This window comes from Rickettsiales bacterium Ac37b (assembly GCA_000746585.2).
In the GTDB taxonomy this organism is placed as follows: domain Bacteria; phylum Pseudomonadota; class Alphaproteobacteria; order Rickettsiales; family Arcanibacteraceae; genus Ac37b.
In genome coordinates, this window is the sequence record CP009217.2 from 1,765,102 (window position 1) to 1,785,281 (window position 20,180).

Below are 20,180 nucleotides of genomic sequence, written 5' to 3' on the forward strand. Positions count from 1 at the left end.
AATATAAAAAAGGTGTATTTTTTTGGTACATTTACTTGAAAATATATAATTAGATCATATTTATTATGTTATAGCTATATTTTTCTTTAAGGGAGCAATAAAATGTCAACAATGTTATCACTACCAGTTTTAAATGGTGAAACAGGTTTTTTAAGGTACTTACAAGAAATTAGAAAAATTCCTTCTTTAGGTGAAGAAGAAGAATATATGCTTGCAAAACGCTTTACTGAACATCAGGATATAAGTGCTGCACATAAATTAGTAACTAGCCATTTAAAATTAGTGGCCAAAGTTGCTATGTCTTTTAAAAATTACGGGTTACCTATGATAGAATTAGTTTCTGAAGGTAACATAGGGTTGATGCAGGCGGTTAAAAAATTTAACCCCGAGTTAGGTTTTAGGTTATCTACCTACGCGGTATGGTGGATTAAAGCCGCAATACAAGAATATATATTAAAATCTTGGTCTCTTGTCAAGATAGGCACTACTTCAGCACAAAAAAAGCTATTTTTTAACTTAAACAAATTAAAAAAGAAAATTCAAGCTATTGGAACCAAGAGTTTGGATGATCAAGAAATTAACATGATTTCCAATGAGCTTCAGGTCTCAACAGCTGAAGTAAAAGAAATGGAAAAAAGAATGTCCGGCAATGATATATCTTTAAATGCTTTAGCTTCTGAGTATGATGATAGTAGCGAATTAATAGATTTATTGCCTGAAACACGTGCCAATCAAGAAAAAATGTTAGTAAGCAAGCAGGAATATAACTATCAATCAAATTTATTGCAAAATGCTATTAATACATTAACAGATCGAGAAAAGCATATTTTAACAGAACGCAGGTTAAAAGACGAACCTGCTACTCTTGAAGAATTAAGTCAATATTATAACATATCAAGAGAAAGAATAAGGCAAATCGAGGTAAGGATTTTAGAAAAGCTTAGAGGTCTAATAGCATTACAAGGTAACAGCGCCTTATCATAGAGTTTAAACATTAGGTGCTAAGAACCCTAGTTATATTTATAATATTTTGAGAATAAATGTCTTCTGAATAGGAGTAGCGAGAGTGGTAATGACCAAAGTAATAGTACATGAAAAGGTAAGAAATACTAGGCATAAAGAAACAAATTAGTCTCTTAAAACATAGATAAATCATGTTAATTCTTAACTTGCATTTCTTTTAACATATTTTTTATGTTCTCGACTAAATTACTTTTTGAGGTACTGACCTGTATTCCTGTTAATAAATTTCTTATTACTACCCTATTTTCATCTAGTTCTAACTCATCAGCTATAACGGCCAATAAAAATCCTTTTTTTCCGGCATATTTCATTTGCGCAGCTAAATTCTTAGGTTGCAAATATATTTCCGTATAAATATCTGCAGTACGTAATAATGAGGCTATCTCAAGATAACCTTTTATTCTATTTTGATTTTGGGTGGTTATTATTACTGGAGCTACAGTAGACACCTTATTTTCTAATATACCCACCTCAATTAATTTAGGTATTAGCCTACTAATTCCTATAGATAACCCAACTCCTGGTAATTCCTTATTGGTAAAATTTTCAGCCAAATTGGCATACCTACCTCCACTACAAATACTACCTAATTCTGGATATTCTTCTAATCTAGTTTCATATATAGTACCAGTATAATAATCTAATCCTCGTGCTATAGTTGGATCAATAGCAAAATACTCTTCTTCTATACCTAAAATGCGCATATATCCTATTACTTGCTCAAGTTCATCTACTCCTTTTGAAAATTCTTCATTAACTTTAGGTGTTTTTAGATAATTAATCCACTCACTATTAGATAGTTTTTTATTAATAAATTCCAATAAAAATTCTATTTTTTTTTCGGATAATCCTAATTTAATAAGTTCGGATTTAAAATTATTGGTAGAAATTTTTTCAATCTTATCTATAATACGCAAAACCTCTTTAATAATCTCCCCACTCTCTAAATTAAGTGAAAATAATAATCCCCTCAGAATATTACGATTATTAATACGAATAGTAAATTTCCCTATATTTAAGGCCTTAAATATTTGAAATATTATTACAGGTAATTCGGCATCATGGATAATAGATAATTCCCCATCGCCAATGACATCTATATCACATTGATAAAACTGCCTATAACGGCCAGCTTGAGCCCTCTCCCCTCTCCACACTGGAGCTATATGATAGCGCCTGTAAGGGAAAATTAACTTATCATAATGCTGCGCAACATAACGTGCCAAAGGTACTGTTAAATCAAAACGTAAGGCTAAATCTTTTTTATTATCCCCCTCATTGCCAGCTAATCTGTAAATACCATATATTTCATGACTCTCAATTCCTTTAGCAGTCAAAGTTGTAATACGCTCTACAGCTGGTGTATCCAAAGGCATAAATCCGCTTTTTTCGAAATAATTTTTAATTAATTCTAAAGTTTTATTAAAAATAATTTGATCATTTGGAAGAAATTCAGGAAAACCTGAAATACTATTAATTTTTGCCATAAATACCTAGTGTGAAATACATTCTTAATTAAATTTTGCTCATAGCAAATTTTAAATTGTTTAAGCAATAACTTATATAAAAATTACTACATAAGCAATGATTATATGCATAATGTATCTATTATACTAATATGTTAATTTTTATTTTTCCTGCCAGTAAGAAAAGCGATTGTAATTTCATAATAAATACTATAATGTATTAATATAATATTAATATATATTAATATTATTGATAGCCTAAAGTGTAAAGGGGTATCTAATGAATTTGACCATATTACTGGATTACTATCTTCTGAATTTGGATATAATTTATATGTGTGGTTGATCATAAGTACAAAATTGGATGATAAACTATGGAAAAAGAATTAATAAATGAGATTATAACTGAAATACTTCAAGACCAGCAAAATCAAGCATTAAGCTTAATAAATAAAATAGCAGATTCTTCTATGCGCTCTAGGGTGATAGAAACAATTAAACATCAAACGAAAGGCTCTCCCTCTCTTATTGCAGTAAAATATTATGATTTCTTATTTACTGATAATCATATCCGTCTTTATAAGAGTTTCCAACATAGTTTAGAAAAAGCCAACCAAAACTTACAAAATAATTTTACAGAAAATAAATCCTTACTTGCTGAGCTAGAAAAATGTTACAAAGAAATTTTTAATAATATTTATAATTCAGTAGAATTATATAAAGAAGCCTTAGATCTAATAGAAAATACTATACATACAACCTTACAACTCCCTATATTTGATAATTTTATAAAAAATTGTATAATAAAAACTGAAGAAAGTTATCGATTTTTAATAAATACCCCAAACATAAAAAAATTAGCGCATCTTCAAGATAAATCTATATTAGATTCTGCATGGAACATAATGGAAGTGCAGAAGTCTTTGTTAGAGCATTATATGAAAACTCATGGTAATCTCACTTTAGAATATCCTACAATTGATCTTGAAACTTATAGGTGTGTATATCAACCTATGGCAATTTCGGACATAATAAACTTGAATAATTCAAGAAGTAATGTCATAAATACAAGATTATTAATACATGAAAGAGAATTAACTTATCAAGAAGATACTGTCTTAATAAAGGATAGTCTTGATTCAGGAGACCAACTCTTATTCCAAAAAAAATATAATGAAGCTTATGATCAATATCATCAAACTAAAGAAATCGCCAAGGAATTGAACTTAAATAGATGGATATTCTGGTCATCATATAAAATAGTAGTAAATTGTTATACACAACTCTCTGAGTTATATGAAATGCATGGAAAGAATAAATCAAATAATCTATTTGAAAAACAGCAAGCAACTTTTTATAATCTATTAATTAATGCTGAAGAAATTGCTAATTACCTTTTAGAAGAACATTCTTGGTATTTAGAATATAATTTTGATTATGAAATGCAAGACTTCTATATAAAACATTCTAAATTAACATTAGAAACATTAATTAATACGTGTTCTGTAACTACAAATTTTTCTCAAAAATCCAATAAACCTATTATAGAATATTTATCATATAATGTAAGTATTATAAATAAGCTTCTTAGTAACCTAGTAGCACATAATATAGAAGATATACAGCTAGATTTACTAGGAACAAATTCAGTTACATATAATGTTCAAGAACTATTAGCTCATTACAGCCAAAAATTAACCTATTTAGATCAGATAACGTCCTCTAATAAAATATCTGAAACAAAAGAACCTAGCACTCAAAAGGATAAGTCAGCATCATGGGAGCAAAAAATTAGTAATGAAAGAATAGCTGAAAAAATGGCTAGTTTATCTTTATAAGTAAATTAAGGTGTATTTGGGACTAGGCTAAGAATAAAGCAAAACCTACACATATTCCACCTTAATTAATTATATAAAAGCTATAATATTTTGCATCATATAAAAAGCGTATTGTTATTTTATAACAAATATTATAATTTCATAATAAATTATAAAAAAATAACTTATTAATATATTATTAAAAATAAGCAACTGGATTATGAAATATGGAAAAAGAGTTAATAAAAACAATTAAGTATAAAATACGTAAAAACCAATCATATGATGCTTTAAATTTTATAAAGAACATACCTGACCCTTCTAACCGCTATAAAGCTATAGAAATAATGAAAGCTGAAGCTTTAGAAGTTACTCCTTTAATTGCTGTGAAATATTATGATTTATTATTTAGTGTTACTCAAGAATATATAGATAAAAACTTAAGTGATGGGTTAGAAGCATACCATGAGGCATCCAAAAATCACCTTTTAAAAGATGAGAATACTCAAATTTCCATACAAAAACTTTATAAAGAAATTTTTTATAATCTACGTGATGGAATAAAATTTTATAATAATACATTATCGTTAATAAAAAGAACTCCATCAACAACATTCCCTTTACCAGTATTTAGAGAATTTATAAAAGACGCTATCTCAATAGTTGGTAAAAATTTTAACTATATTATGAAAAACCCTAATATTACAGAACTAGCCCATCTAGAATATAAAACGGTATTATCTTTATTGCTAGATATGGCACAGCTTCAAAATAATTTATCAAAATTTTATATGAATACATATGGTAATCATACTTTAGAATATTATACAACTTCTCCTCAAAATACGCCTCTTAAAATTTTAGAAGTAATTAACCTATATGCTAAAAGAGAAAAGATTTTAAATGCACGATTAGAAAGATGTAATCAAGAAGCTGAGGCAAAAGAAAAGATAGCAAAAGTAAATGAATATTTTGATATTGGAGATAAACTGTTACTTGAGAATAATTATTCAGGGGCTCATAAATTTTATAATGAAGCAAAAAAAGCTATACAAGATTTGGGCTTAAATAAAGTACAATTTTGGATATCGTATAAAATAGCAGGAGCTTACTGGGCAGAAATATCAGAATTATACAAAACAGGCAAGAAAGAATTATTTAAAACACATGAAACACTTTTATATAAATTATTAACAAATATCACAGACATCACTGAATATCTATTACAGCAAGCTAAATCATATATTCACCATAGATTTGATAAAGAATTGCAAGATTCAAATATAAAATGCTCTACATTAATACTAGAAATTTTAATTAATACCTTATGCATAGAAAAAAATTCTTGTAAAAATTTAAATGAACCTATTTTAAAATGGCTAAGATATAATTTAGATGTTGTAAATATCCTTGCCAGCAATTTACTAGACCATAATCTAAAAGAAGTAGAATTAAATTTATTCGGAACAAAACGAGATACCTATGATGTAGAGGAATTGTTAGCATATTATATTAAGGCTGTAAATGCTATAGAGCAATTGATACCAATTCCTTCAAAATTAGAAGCAAAAGAAATTACTCATACCACTAATCAGCCTCAATCCTGGGAGGAAAAAATTAATAATGAAAGGGTAGTTGAAAAACCTTCAGCTTATCGTTATTGATAAATTAGTAGGATGAATCATCTTAAGTTATATAAATTTTAATATATATTTTTATTAAAAATAAGGAATTAGGTTATAAAACATGGAAAAAGATCTAATAATAAAAAAAATTAAGAACAATATAGAGAATAATAAGGTAAAGGAAGCTTTAACATTAATAGAAGAAAATATAGTGGAGCCTTCTATTCGCTCTAATATAATAAAAATAATTAACTCTAAGGGTGCAAAAAGTAATCCTTTAAGTCTTTTAAAATGTTATGACGTTTTATTTGGGTTAGCTCAAAGTGATATAAAAAAGGCTTTAATTGCTGGAGTACAAGCTTACCAAGAAGCTTCACAACAAAATCTTTTAGCAAATAAGGAAACTATAATAAAACTTGAAAAACTTTATAGGGAAATTTTTGATAGTATATATAAAGCCACAGAACTATATGATGATTCATTATCTTTAATAAAAGAAGTATCACCAACGGTAATCAAATCAGAATTATTTCACGAGTTTATAATAAATATGATCATAGTAGTTGAAAAAAATTATCAATATTTAATGAAAACTCCTAATGTCCGAAAATTAGCACATTTAGAAAATGAAAGTATATTAGCATTAGCATGGGATATGGTAGATTTTCTAGAAGGTATCTCAACATTTTATTTAGATATATATGGCAATAATACTTTAAAATACCCTAAACTTGGTGCAGAATTTCTTGAGCTTAAAATTTCAGAAGTAATGAATTTGAATAATGTAAGACATAATATCCTAAATGCACGACTTATGCCCTATGAAAAAGAATTATCATCTAGAGAAAAAATATTCACAATAATAGAAAAACTTGATACAGGTGATCAATTTTTATGCCAGGGCAATTATCATAATGCTTATAGCTCATATAATGATTCAAAGATAAAAGCACAAGAAGGCGAATTAGAAAGATTGATATTTTGGGCATCTTATAAAATAGTAGGAAATTGTTATGCAGAATTGTACGAATTATATGAAAAATATAAAAATAATCAAGATCACAATATCTTTGAACAATCTAAAATACCCTTCTATAACTTATTAAAAAATGCTGGAGATGTAACTAATTATTTATTACAACAATCCACCTATTATTTTGGATATAATTTTGATCAACCCTTCAAAGAAGTATATGTAAATTATTCTTTCCAACTGCTAGAAGCGTTAGTTAATAGCTTTATTATAGAAGAGAAATTTGGTAAAAAATCTGAGGAATTTTTTAGTCAATATAAACGATCTGGTTTAGATATTATGATTAAATTATTAAATAATTTGGTAGTACATAAGATAGAGGAAGTAGAATTAAATTTACTAGGGAAAAATATAGCTAAATATAATGTGAAGGAATATCTAGAAAATTGTACGGCAAAATTAAAAGAATATGAGAATTTAATCTTATCCCCTATCAAATCTGAACCACAGGAAATTACTCAAAAATCTAAGAAACCTTTATGGCAGCAAAAAATTGCTGAAGGAAGGTTGGCTGAAAAAACTGCAAGTACAGGAGTATAGGGCAAAGAAAGAAGTTTTTATTTGGTCATACCCACGTATGCGGGTATCTAGGGAAGTTAGGAATAGTATTACTAGATTACCGCATGCGCGCACAAGTAGCCGGAGAAACAAGTAATCATGAGAATAAAATGTAGAGCTGCTCCAGCATAAATGCCATAATCAGGTTTCGACAACTTAATTTTGGAGCAGCCCATGTTTAACAGTAGTATTTTTTGTCAAATTTTAAAGTTAATTCCACGTGAATCTATAAAAAAAAATTATATCTAAATATAATAGCAATCGTTATTACAAAAGCTTTCTAAGCTGGGATCATTTAATGCTAATTCTTTATGGACAATTTAGGTTGTGTGAAGTTTTCTAAAGTAAGAATAGGCTAAAGTGGTTGAAAATAAAGAGATTGGTGGTATATTATAGTCAATTAAGTTGAGAATGGCATAGAGAAGCCATAATCAATAGCATCGCTAAGGTTATTAAAATTAGTAATGATAGGTTTGATTTTAGCTTTTAAATGAGCCCAATATTTTTCAATTGGGTTGAGATCAGGAGAGTAAGGTGGTAAGAATAAAAGTTTACAGCCTATATCTTCTATTAAATTCCTAGTTCTAGCTGACTTATGGAACGTTGCATTATCAAGTATTACAACTTGACCAAATCTTAGTTCGGGCACCAAACACTGACTAACCCACTCGTTAAAAACTTCTGTATTACATGTGCCCTTGAAACACATTGGCGCAATAATTTTCTTCCCAACCTTACCTGCAATAAAGCTTTCTCAATCATGTTTTTTACCTGAGATATCACCATAAACTTTACTTCCTCTGAGACTGTATCCCCAAGAATAGTACAAATAGCTATCAATTCCACTCTCATCAATATAAACTATATCTTCCGCTTTATAGTTTGCGATAGCTGCCAAAAATAATTGCCGTTTTGCTTCATCCCGTTCACGATAGAGTGTGGTCTTTTTTTTCGTGTGATCCCCAAAGTCTTGAATGCCAAACAGATAGCAGCTGTAGACACATTAAAAACCTTTGCAAAATCAGATAATAGCCAATTGCTGTTTTTAGACACCTCGTTTAATAATTTGATTGGATCAAGCTTCTTCCATGGCTTAGCTGCTCGTGTGGCTGCTAAATTCCCGGATTTCGATCTCGATAACCATCTATAAATTGTTCTTTCACCTATGCCAAAAATTCTTGCAGCTTCTTCTCTGGTATAACCTTTATTAACATAGTGAATTACTTTTTTACGTAAATCTAAGGAATATGCCATTGCTTCTACTGTTTTGGGTTTATGAGCTTTTTAATATATCATATATCATGTCTTTATCAACTTAATTTACTATAACACTTAACTAATGATCTGTAAAAATAAAATGCGCTGCTGTTAAATCAAAAACTTTAACATCAAATAGCCTGATTTCCTTATCTTCGCTGATTTTTATATTGGCATACATTATGTCATTATCGTAAATCTGCTCTATGGATAAATCCTCTATACTGTGAATAGCTGGAAATTGACTAACGTCTATTTTATCGGTAGGTGTTTGATATTCAAAGTCTACTATAATCGTTTTATTATCTGCAGTAGAACTATATTTAGGAGTAATTATATAAGTATCTTTACCAAATCCTCCCCAGATTTGTTTTTTGCCTATACCTCCAAGATAAATCCTGTCATCCCCCTTTTCGCTATTCACTGAATCATCCCCATCAGTTAAATAGATTTCATCATCACCATTACCAGCAGCTATTATATTTGTTTCATGATTATCATATATTACATCATTATAAGCAGTTCCTCTAACATCTGTAATATTTTCTAACATATTAGCAACATGCTCTCCATAAATTATATATTTCTTATCTAGGTTCACCTGAGCCGGCAAATTATATAGTATTAAATCAATACTATTATGACCTATACCCCCATAAATATCAGCAGTACCGGCTATTACTTTAAAGGTATCATCTCCTTCATCCCCGTATAGCTTGCTTTTTCCTCTTCTTGCAATGAGCATGTCATTGCCTTCTCCACCATGGATTTCATCATCACCATCAAAACCATCTAAGATATTATTTTGTTTATCACCTATAATAATATCATCATAATGGCTTCCTACTATATTTTCTACATTAGTAAATATATCATACCCTTCAGATTTTTCTACATAACCTAAGTTTAAATCTATTTTTAAACCCTTAGTATCACTTAAAACAGGTTCATTAAATTGCTGCAATGCATAAGTAGGAAGAGATTGATTTGAGCTACGCATTTCCAATTCTTTTTCGATTATCAGCTTATATTCATCTTCACGTAAATTGCTATAATTTATAGTATCAACTCCATTACCTCCATCTATATCATTAGATCCTGCGCTCACTAAGAAGATGTCATTTCCCCCTTCACCAACGAGAGTGTTATTGCCTTCTCCACCCGAAATAGTATCATGCCACTCACCACCATTAATATAATCATTTCCTGCATTGCCAGATAAAATATTATCTTCTTCATCACCTATAATAATATCATCATAATTAGAACCTATAGTGCCTTTAATATCAACAAAACTATCAATTTCACCAGTAGATTTTTTTCCTTGTTTTTCAGCTAAATTAATATTAACCCCAGCACTTGCTTTACTATAATCAGCGGTGTTATATCCTTCTCCGCCAATCACGTTGTTTATACCTTCATGTAAAAGAAATAGATCGTTTCCTTCTTCTCCATATAGTTGATTTTTACCCTTACCTCCACTTATTATATCATTTCCTTTACCGCCACAGATTTTATCATCTCCGCCCATTCCATGCAGCTGGTTATCATGATCATCACCAATTAGATTATCTGCAAAATTGGTACCAACTATATTTTCAATGTTGTATAATTTATCACCAGCTGCAATTCCGCCAGACGTTATATTTTTAGCAAGATTTATTTTAATTCCTTCAAAAGATTTAGAATAATCAACAGTATCCTTCCCTTTACCCCCATCTATTTCATCAGCCCCAAGATCCCCAAGGAAATAATCATCTCCATCCTCGCCAAATGCTTTATCATCGCCTTCACCAGGCGCTATGATATCATTACCTGCACCTGCTTCTATAACATCATTACCACCTAAACCATATAATTTATTATCTTTATAATCGCCATTAATTTGGTCATTATGCTCACTGCCTATTACATTCTCAATATTTATAAAATTGTTTTGATCAATACCAGTTATACTCATACCCAGCTTCATATTTACGACAGCACCAGAGCTTGCATACTCATAACTAATAGTATCTTCACCCTCTCCACCATCTATTTCATCAGCCCCAATACCTGTTAGAATATAATCATTACCAGCGCCAGCAAATATCTTATTTTCCCCGCTGCCACCTACAAGCTTATCATCTCCTGCTTCTCCATATAATAAATCATTACCTTCCATACCTTTCAAAAGATTATTTTCTGCATTCCCTTTAATGACGTCATTAAATTTTGAACCAACTACATTCTCTATATTTTGGTATGTATCACCACTTGCATATCCACCTATCCCATAGCCTCGTGCTAAGTCCACATTTACCCCAACTGTTGCATAAGGATGATGATAAGATGCAGTATCCACCCCTTCTCCCCCATCCATATTATCTATCCCTTCAAAACCAGACAAGGTATCATCACCTTCTTCCCCATATAGAGCATCATGGCCCTTAGCACCAAAAAGATCATCATCTCCTTCTGCGCCATGGATTTCATCATCTCCACCTTCACCATTAATGTAATTATCCTTTTCATCACCAGTTAAATGATCATTAAATTCAGAGCCACCTATATTTTGAAAATTTTTAAAATTATCACCTTCAGCATGACCATAATTAGCTTCACCTTTAGCCAAGTGTATTTTAACACCAACCGGAGAATCGCCATAAGAAAGCGTATTTTCTCCTTCTCCTCCATCCATATAGTCTGCGCCCTCTCCCCCTTCAATATGGTCATCACCCTTTTCGCCATATATATGATCATTCCCGCTATCACCATATAATTCATCATCACCCTCATCCCCTTCTAGATGATCAGAAGCATCGCTGCCATATAACTTATCATTGCCCTTTAATCCTTTGATATAATCACTACCGCTTGTTCCCTTAATGATATTATCAAAATCATCACCAATAAGTCCAAACATACCCGAATTAAGCATTATAGCTTCTCCCGCTAGCTCTGATAACTTGGCTTTAATCTCTTCGATAGAAATTCCAAGTTCCTGCGTACTGGTAGCAAGTATATAGCCAATTTGCACCCACGTAGAATAGCTAAGCTTTCCTTTCCAGTTTTGCAGGATAGCAATTGTTTCAGCAAAGTTAGTATTAAGCATAATATTATCATTATCGAAAAAATACTCAGCTTTAGCGAAGATTTCCATCATCGGCCCTTGCACCAATAAATTTTTACTTATCCTAATCAAAGCTGTATCCCAAACTTTTTGGATTGAGGTTGATGCATGTTGCCCCACAAATTTTGCAGCTCCAAGCTGCCTAAATGCTTGACCAGTTAACTGCTCTACAAATGCTACTTTTCTAGCTTCAATATTAGCTCCACCTGCGGCAATTCTAGCATTTTCATCTATATGAGTAACCCCTGCCCACTCATAAACTATATTCATTATTTTAGTCTGTATGTAATCTAAGCTATCTAAGCCAAGAGTTATAAACTCTTCAACCAATGCTTTAAGATTAGCATTTTCACTCATAGCAATATGGAAGGATGGTAATTCACCATAACCTCGCATCATAGGCATAAACAATGTTTCTGGATTTATTTTTACCTCAGAATTTAATATAGTTTGATTTCTTTGTGTTAACACAAATTGGTTAGTGAGTTCATTAAAATCAACAAACTCTTCATCCGAAATTTCTTCTTTTTTATTCTTTTCCTGTGCCACTAATTTAGGAAGCTCTGCTACAAAATAGCTATATAATCCATTTGCTTCTTGCTCTAGAAGTTCCTTTAATTTATTCAGCTCTTTTTTAGCAACATTTACCTGTCCCACATATTCATTAGTAATTAACACTTCTAGTTTTTGTTCTTCATTATTATACTCTTGCTTAGCATTATGTATAGTAAATTAAGTTGATAAAGACATGATATATGATATATTAAAAAGCTCATAAACCCAAAACAGTAGAAGCAATGGCATATTCCTTAGATTTACGTAAAAAAGTAATTCACTATGTTAATAAAGGTTATACCAGAGAAGAAGCTGCAAGAATTTTTGGCATAGGTGAAAGAACAATTTATAGATGGTTATCGAGATCGAAATCCGGGAATTTAGCAGCCACACGAGCAGCTAAGCCATGGAAGAAGCTTGATCCAATCAAATTATTAAACGAGGTGTCTAAAAACAGCAATTGGCTATTATCTGATTTTGCAAAGGTTTTTAATGTGTCTACAGCTGCTATCTGTTTGGCATTCAAGACTTTGGGGATCACACGAAAAAAAAGACCACACTCTATCGTGAACGGGATGAAGCAAAACGGCAATTATTTTTGGCAGCTATCGCAAACTATAAAGCGGAAGATATAGTTTATATTGATGAGAGTGGAATTGATAGCTATTTGTACTATTCTTGGGGATACAGTCTCAGAGGAAGTAAAGTTTATGGTGATATCTCAGGTAAAAAACATGATTGAGAAAGCTTTATTGCAGGTAAGGTTGGGAAGAAAATTATTGCGCCAATGTGTTTCAAGGGCACATGTAATACAGAAGTTTTTAACGAGTGGGTTAGTCAGTGTTTGGTGCCCGAACTAAGATTTGGTCAAGTTGTAATACTTGATAATGCAACGTTCCATAAGTCAGCTAGAACTAGGAATTTAATAGAAGATATAGGCTGTAAACTTTTATTCTTACCACCTTACTCTCCTGATCTCAACCCAATTGAAAAATATTGGGCTCATTTAAAAGCTAAAATCAAACCTATCATTACTAATTTTAATAACCTTAGCGATGCTATTGATTATGGCTTCTCTATGCCATTCTCAACTTAATTGACTATATATTAGGATTGGCGGCATATTCTAATAAAACTTCAGTATACTCGTAGTTATGTTTTGCTATAGCTAGATGAAGTGGAGATTGTCCAGAATTATCTAGCATGTTAGGATTAGCTCCCTGTTGTAATAAAGCTTTAGGGTGATTGAAACTGGGTGTAATAGCTAAATGAGGCATAGATTTTTTGCAGTTATATATTACAATGGGATTATCAACGCCTTTTGCTAAAATTTTAGGGTAGTTAAAATTCTGTAGTACAGCTAAATGCAGTGGAGATTGTCCAGAATTATCTAGCATATTAGGATCAGCCCCCTGTTGTAATAAAGTTGTAGTGTACTCAGAATGTTGTATTTCTACAGCTAAATGCAGAAGTGACTTACCTAGATTATCTTGGATATTAATTGTATACTTTAGATTATGTTGTATTTGGTTTGGTATATATTTTTTTAGCATTCTATATTGTGAATTTAGTAGAGGAAAAAAATTATTTTCCTGTTTTTGTGAAAGTGAAATCATAAGAGGTGTATATCCTCCAAAACATTGATCGTAATATAAATGCATAGAATCTAATGTAATATATTGCTCAATTGTTTCTAATAATGAGTCAGCTATATTATTGGGATTTAAAGCTATAGCGTGTAACACATTACAGGACTTGTTATTAGTAGCCATAATACTATTAGGTTCATTTGCTAATATATTGTTGATTTGATTTATATCTTCTTGAGTTTTTGCATGCCCTATTTGTAATAAAAAATTTACTACGAATTGATTAGCAATTAATGAAAATGATTTTGTAGTATTCAGCATTTTTTATATAATTTTTATATTTCATAACAATAAATTTATAGCATTTTTATAATAAAGTGTAAATGTTTAATTAGAATTAATTTATTACATTAATTATTATATTAATTAATTAATGTAAAACTATAATTGCTTATAAGTTTCGGTTAATCTTATCAGTTATATATTTTATTAAAATAATAAAATATTGATCCTCGAATATCTTAACTAAAAATTAAATATATCTTCTTAGACTCCTCTTTTAATAAAATTTTATTTCAAAATAATATATAGGGTAGTGTTATGGAAATATTAGTTACTACAACTTTTACAATAGAAGGATGCGAGATTATTGAGTATAAAGGTTTGGTAACAGGCATTACGGTAAGAGCACCTACTATAAAGCAAAGTTTTCTTGGTATTTTAAAGAGCACTATCGGTGGTTCTATTGGCTCTTATACCAAAATGTGCGAACAAACAAGATATGAGGCTTTTAAAAATATGTTAAAGCAAGCACATTCTTTGGGTGCAAATGCTATTATAGGAATTCATTATGATTCTTCAGATATTAGTGCAAATACGCCATCTACAGAAGTATTTTGCTATGGTACAGCAGTAGTTATTAGCAAAAAACTTTAACAATGATCTGAAAGACACTTTACAATATTATAATATTTTATAATAATACGACTGTTAATTAAATTGGAATACATACTGATCTTTGAAGTGACGTTGTGTACGTATTAGATTTTTTTTACTATAATATATAAGTAATATCGATGAATTGAGTTTAATGTATAATTTAAAATTTCTGTCTTTTTCCCCTAAATTTTATAATATAGTTTTAAATTATATATTATTTATTTTTCTTATTATTATAACCTTATATCGTATCCACTTTTTAAGTATCAATGGCTTTAATCTCTACGCAGATGAAGCACAATATTGGGATTGGTCACGGAATCTGTTTTTTGGTTATTATTCTAAACCGCCTATGATCGCATGGCTAATTCGGTTATTTACAAATGTTTGTGGTGATACAGAATTTTGTATTCGTTTAGGATCACCAATTATGCATTTATTAACAAGTTTCGTTTTAATTGCTATTAGTTACAAATTATATCAGAATCTTTTATTATCTTTAATTACAGCAATTATATATATTACTTTACCAGCAGTTACCCTATCATCCGCTCTTATTACTACTGATACTTTATTATTATTTTTTTGGGCATTAGGTGTCTATTTCTTTTTATGCATTTTAGAAGATACTAAAAATATTGGATATTGGACACTAGCTGCAATTAGCATAGGTTTAGGATGCTTAAGTAAATATAACATGATTATTTTTTTGCCTTCAGGATTATTATATATATTGTGGTCTAGGCAACATTCTCTTAAACAATTTCTTTTTAATTATCGTACGTGGTATGGCCTTATCATTGTCTTTCTTATTTACTTGCCTAATCTTTTATGGAATTTTAATAATCATTTTGTTAGTTATCAACATACTAAAGAAATCAGTAATTTACATCGTTCATTATTTCACCCTGAAAAACTATTAGAATTTTGGGGAGCCCAAATTATAATTTTTGGTCCTATTATGGTTTATTTATTTATCCGTTCTCTTCGAGCATTACGTGAGGAGAAGAAAATACTATTGTCATTTATTATTCCGTTTTTCTTGATTATTAGTATACTTAGTTTACTTTCCGGCGCTTTTGCAAATTGGGCAGCTCCTATATATATTACTGCTACGGTACAAGCAACTGCTTTTGCGTTTTATTCTACTAAAAGGCATTTATTAATATATTCTCTTATCTTACATCTCTTAACTGCAATGATTTTTTATAATTACCATGATTTAGCTAAATTTTTTAACGTAAAACTAGCAGCAAATGGTCAAGTTTTAACTAGGGATCCATTCAAAAAATTAAAGGGATGGAAAGAACTTGGCGAATCCATAACAAAACTTAAATTGGCTTATCCTCAAACTAGTTTATTAGTAGATGATCGTAAACTTTTAGTAGAACTCAATTATTATGTAAAATCTTATCCCGTAGATATATATAAATGGAATTATTTTACAGCTATCCGTGATCACTATGATTTAACCAAAAAAGTTGACTATAATTTGTTAGGTAAAAATTTTCTTTTCATTACCTCAAATCAAGATATTAACAGCTTAAAAGGATATTTTAATAGTATTTTATATATTAGTACTATATCTATTAACTTATACAAAAATTATTCATTAACATATTATGTGTACTATTTAGAACATTTAATTAAAGTACCATAAATAGGTATTTAGTGAGGTTTGGCACATTACTTGATTACCTTTTTCGCTACTAGTGGATATTACCTACATGGTACTTATTATTGCGCTACTTTCTTTATCAGTATCGCTTTTGTAATAATAAAGAAATCTTTTTTAACCATAACTATTGGTAGGGAAGCGAAGAGCTAACTGAGTATGCAAATTAAAAAACTATATAACCTAGCTTACAATTTTTTTGTCTGGTAGCGTAACTATTTTGTGCATTTTCTTCTTGTTTCTAATATTATTTTAAATTATTTTTGTTATATTTATCCTAATAAACTATTAAGTAAGCAATTGGTAATAGATGCTATCAAATAAGTTAGTAAAAATATTATTACCTATCGATCACCTAGGACCGCTAGACTATATATGGTGTGGAGAACAGGAAATAGTCATAGGTTCTTTTGTTATTGTTCCATTTCGTAACAAAGAAATGGTAGGAATTATATGGGCAATTCATAATTCTACGAATGTAGATCAGGAAAGGCTTAAAAAAGTAAAATCCTCTATTAAGATACCTATATTATCAGAATCTCTTATGCACTTTATTATCAAATCCGCAAATTATAATATGGTTTCGTTAGGCGGTATTTTAAAAATGGTAATACCAAATGGCCTAAATTTACATAAAAAAATGGCTTTCTATGAAAAAACAATCGAGTATCAAAAAAGTACTTTAGATATAGTTAGGGAAGTTGAGAATGACACTAGGAGTGAGGATTCGAAGCCGACTAAATGCTCGGTGAAGGACGAACGACAACGTGACCATTCTAACTTCGCTGACTATAATACCTTTTCTCATTTAAAATTATCCACCAGGAGTATGAGTGATGAGGTAGATGAGTGTACTATAGTATGTGACAGAGACCGAATTCATGAAGCACGACAACATGGAAATTTAAATGGGGAAAGATATAATATTGTATTGCCAGAGTTATCTGATAATCAAAAAGAGGTTGTACATTTAATTAATCATAAAATAGATAGTAAAGAATATAATGTTGTTTTAATGGATGGGGTAACGGGTGCTGGTAAAACAGAAGTATATTTTGCATCTATTGCTAAAATATTAGAAGAAGATATAGGACAAGCTTTAATACTATTACCTGAAATTGTACTAACTAGCCAAATTATTCAGCGCTTTACTCAAAGATTTGGTTTTACACCATATTCTTGGCATTCAGGTTTAACTCCAGCACATAAAGCAAAGGTTTGGGCTGATATTGTAAGTAGTAAAGCAAAATTAGTTATTGGTGCTAGAAGCGCGTTATTTTTGCCATTTTCTAAATTAAGATTAATAGTGGTCGATGAAGAGCATGATGCATCTTATAAACAAGAAGATGGAGTATGTTATCATGCTCGTGATATGGCAGTATTACGTGCCTCAAAAGAAAATAATACCGTGTTACTTGCCTCAGCTACCCCTTCTTTGGAAAGTTTTTATAATTGTAACAAAGGAAAATTCCATCATATTACCTTAGATAATCGTTATAATAAGGGATTTACTCCAGATGTACGTATAGTAGATATGTGCACAGAACAGCTTGATAAAAATAATTGGCTCTCTAGTTTGATGCGTAAAGAATTAATAGATAATTATCACAAAAAAGAGCAATCTTTGCTCTTTTTAAATCGCAGAGGATATGCACCCCTTACTTTGTGTGGTAAATGTGGTTATAGATTTATTTGTAAATCTTGTACATCCTGGCTTGTAGAACATAAAGCACTCAAGCAGCTTAAATGTCATCATTGTAGTTATAGTACTTCTTATCCTGAGATATGCCCTGAATGTAATTCTAAAGATACATTAAGAGCTTGTGGACCTGGAGTAGAGCGTATAGTAGAAGAGGTGTTATCTTTTATACCCGAGGCTAAAATAGCATTGATGACTAAGGATACAGTTAATACTACCAGCAAAGCAGAACAATTAATTAACTCTATACTTGCCAATGAAGTTGATATAATTATAGGTACTCAACTAATTGCTAAAGGGCATCATTTTCCTAACCTTGCCATGGTGGGTATAGTGGATGCAGATTTAGGTCTAGTTGGAGGAGATTTGCGGGCAGCTGAGCGCAGTTATCAATTATTACATCAAGTTGGAGGAAGAGCGGGGAGAGAAAAACTATTTGGTAAAATTATTATTCAAACTTATAATAGTAATAATATTATTATTAGAGCACTGGCTTCCAATAACAGAGAAGAATTTTTAAAAAATGAAATGATAAGTAGAAGCCATGGCAAAATGCCGCCTTTTACCAAATTAGCGGCTATTATTATTTCAGGACATAATGAAGAAAAAGTACAAAAATATAGCAGAGAATTGGTGCGAGTTGCTCCTATATATGATAATATCACAGTGCTCGGCCCTGTTCCAGCGTTTTTGTATAAACTACGGGCTAAATATAGATATCGTATATTAGTAAAAGCAGAACGTAGTATAAATTTACAAAAATATTTAAATTATTGGCTGAGTTTAATTAAAAAAAATAGCAATATTAAAGTTAAAATTGATGTCGATCCGCATAATTTCTTTTAAAATAAGATATTTAATAATACTTTTATTTATTATAGTTGCATGTAATAAAGCTAGGCCATGTGCACCTAAATAAAAAAAAAGCTGTATAAGATGGTTGAAAAATAAAGGATAGGTGGTAATATCTCCGTTGTCAAAACAGGAGAATTACCATGCGCAATTATTACATAAAAAAATCAGATTGGAAAGCAATTTATCAAACTTTAAAAACTATCAAAGGCATCAGAATAAAAAATCAATTTGTAACCAGAAAATTTGTAGAATCAGTATATTTTATTATGCGTACAGGTGCTCAATGGAGAGAACTTCCAGGTTATTACGGCAAATGGCGTAGTATTCATAAGAGGTATGAATCATGGTGTACCAAAGATCTGTGGAGCAATATTTTAAGCCATTTTACCAGAGATTATGATGGAGAAAATATAATGATTGATTCTACTATTATACGAGCACATCCTTGTTCTGCTGGTTATAAAAAAGATTCAGCAGAAGCAGAGTGTTTGGGCAGGAGCAAAGGTGGTTTTACCACTAAAATTCATGCAGTAGTCGATGGATTAGGACAAGCTCTAAGATTCAGATTAACTGGGGGACAGAGGAATGATATCACTCAAGCATCTGAGTTGATAGCTGGATTTAAAGGCAGTAATATTATAGCAGATAAGGCCTATGATAGTAATAGATTACTGGAACAGATTGAAAACCAGGAATGTGAAGCTATTATTCTACCAAGACGTAATCGTAAGATTTTACGAGATTTTGACAAAGATTTATACAAAGAAAGACATTTAATAGAATGTTTTTTTGGCAAAATAAAGCATTTTAGAAGAATTTTTGCAAGATTTGATAAGAAAGCTACTTCTTTTATGGGATTCTTGGCTTTTGCTTCCTTGATTATATGGATGAGATAAATATTAAGTGCACACAACCTAGGTGTACAATTTCAAGGGTTGATGGAAGAAAAAAAGAGTATATAAGTAAGAGCTAGGGAT

Annotated in this window: 15 protein-coding genes; 10 read left to right on the top strand and 5 right to left on the bottom strand. The window is 30.4% G+C overall.

What is annotated here, in order from left to right; all coding sequences use genetic code 11:
- Positions 1 to 102: 102 nt before the first annotated feature.
- On the top strand, positions 103 to 984 hold the full coding sequence (rpoH, locus tag NOVO_08685) for an RNA polymerase sigma-32 factor (protein ID AIL66056.1): 882 nt from the start codon (positions 103 to 105) through the stop codon (positions 982 to 984).
- Positions 985 to 1,157: 173 nt separating this feature from the next.
- On the opposite strand, the gene hisS is transcribed toward rpoH, so the two are convergent.
- The gene (gene hisS / locus NOVO_08690; GenBank protein AIL66057.1) at positions 1,158 to 2,510 is read right to left on the bottom strand and encodes a Histidine--tRNA ligase; all 1,353 of its coding nucleotides are present in this window, start codon (positions 2,508 to 2,510) and stop codon (positions 1,158 to 1,160) included.
- Between the two features lie 353 nt (positions 2,511 to 2,863).
- Between hisS and NOVO_08695 the strand changes: the two genes are divergently transcribed.
- The 3 genes from NOVO_08695 to NOVO_08705 all read left to right on the top strand — a co-directional run bounded on the left by NOVO_08695 (position 2,864) and on the right by NOVO_08705 (position 7,504).
- Positions 2,864 to 4,327, top strand: coding sequence for a hypothetical protein (locus NOVO_08695; protein AIL66058.1), 1,464 nt, complete (start codon positions 2,864 to 2,866; stop codon positions 4,325 to 4,327).
- A gap of 206 nt (positions 4,328 to 4,533) precedes the next feature.
- A complete protein-coding gene (locus NOVO_08700; protein ID AIL66059.1) occupies positions 4,534 to 5,970 on the top strand; it encodes a hypothetical protein in 1,437 nt (478 codons plus the stop codon).
- An 82-nt stretch (positions 5,971 to 6,052) separates the two neighbouring features.
- Complete coding sequence (locus NOVO_08705) at positions 6,053 to 7,504, top strand: hypothetical protein (GenBank protein AIL66060.1); 1,452 nt, start codon at positions 6,053 to 6,055, stop codon at positions 7,502 to 7,504.
- A 418-nt stretch (positions 7,505 to 7,922) separates the two neighbouring features.
- Here the strand turns inward: NOVO_08705 and NOVO_08710 are convergent, their stop codons facing one another.
- The 3 genes from NOVO_08710 to cya form a co-directional block, all read right to left on the bottom strand.
- The gene (locus NOVO_08710; GenBank protein AIL66061.1) at positions 7,923 to 8,231 is read right to left on the bottom strand and encodes a hypothetical protein; all 309 of its coding nucleotides are present in this window, start codon (positions 8,229 to 8,231) and stop codon (positions 7,923 to 7,925) included.
- 152 nt (positions 8,232 to 8,383) lie between these two features.
- Positions 8,384 to 8,776 (bottom strand): Transposase, encoded by a 393-nt coding sequence (locus NOVO_08715; protein ID AIL66062.1) that lies wholly within the window; start codon positions 8,774 to 8,776, stop codon positions 8,384 to 8,386.
- An 82-nt stretch (positions 8,777 to 8,858) separates the two neighbouring features.
- Positions 8,859 to 12,569, bottom strand: coding sequence for a Ca2+-binding protein, RTX toxin (gene cya, locus NOVO_08720; protein AIL66063.1), 3,711 nt, complete (start codon positions 12,567 to 12,569; stop codon positions 8,859 to 8,861).
- Positions 12,570 to 12,688: 119 nt separating this feature from the next.
- On the opposite strand from cya, the gene NOVO_08725 reads away from it, so the two are divergent.
- On the top strand, positions 12,689 to 13,081 hold the full coding sequence (locus NOVO_08725; GenBank protein AIL66064.1) for a Transposase: 393 nt from the start codon (positions 12,689 to 12,691) through the stop codon (positions 13,079 to 13,081).
- A gap of 152 nt (positions 13,082 to 13,233) precedes the next feature.
- Entirely contained in the window at positions 13,234 to 13,542 is a 309-nt protein-coding gene (locus tag NOVO_08730; GenBank protein AIL66065.1) for a hypothetical protein, read from the top strand.
- A gap of 4 nt (positions 13,543 to 13,546) precedes the next feature.
- Here the strand turns inward: NOVO_08730 and NOVO_08735 are convergent, their stop codons facing one another.
- On the bottom strand, positions 13,547 to 14,356 hold the full coding sequence (locus tag NOVO_08735; protein ID AIL66066.1) for an Ankyrin repeat protein: 810 nt from the start codon (positions 14,354 to 14,356) through the stop codon (positions 13,547 to 13,549).
- A gap of 279 nt (positions 14,357 to 14,635) precedes the next feature.
- Here NOVO_08735 and ybjQ point away from each other — a divergent pair, with 279 nt between their 5' ends.
- From ybjQ to NOVO_08755, 4 genes are all read left to right on the top strand, one after another.
- On the top strand, positions 14,636 to 14,971 hold the full coding sequence (gene ybjQ, locus NOVO_08740; protein AIL66067.1) for a Heavy-metal-binding protein: 336 nt from the start codon (positions 14,636 to 14,638) through the stop codon (positions 14,969 to 14,971).
- A gap of 154 nt (positions 14,972 to 15,125) precedes the next feature.
- A complete protein-coding gene (locus tag NOVO_08745) occupies positions 15,126 to 16,634 on the top strand; it encodes a 4-amino-4-deoxy-L-arabinose transferase (protein ID AIL66068.1) in 1,509 nt (502 codons plus the stop codon).
- A 325-nt stretch (positions 16,635 to 16,959) separates the two neighbouring features.
- Positions 16,960 to 19,194, top strand: coding sequence for a Primosomal protein N' (gene priA / locus NOVO_08750; GenBank protein AIL66069.1), 2,235 nt, complete (start codon positions 16,960 to 16,962; stop codon positions 19,192 to 19,194).
- Between the two features lie 149 nt (positions 19,195 to 19,343).
- Complete coding sequence (locus NOVO_08755) at positions 19,344 to 20,099, top strand: Transposase (GenBank protein ID AIL66070.1); 756 nt, start codon at positions 19,344 to 19,346, stop codon at positions 20,097 to 20,099.
- Positions 20,100 to 20,180: the final 81 nt, after the last annotated feature.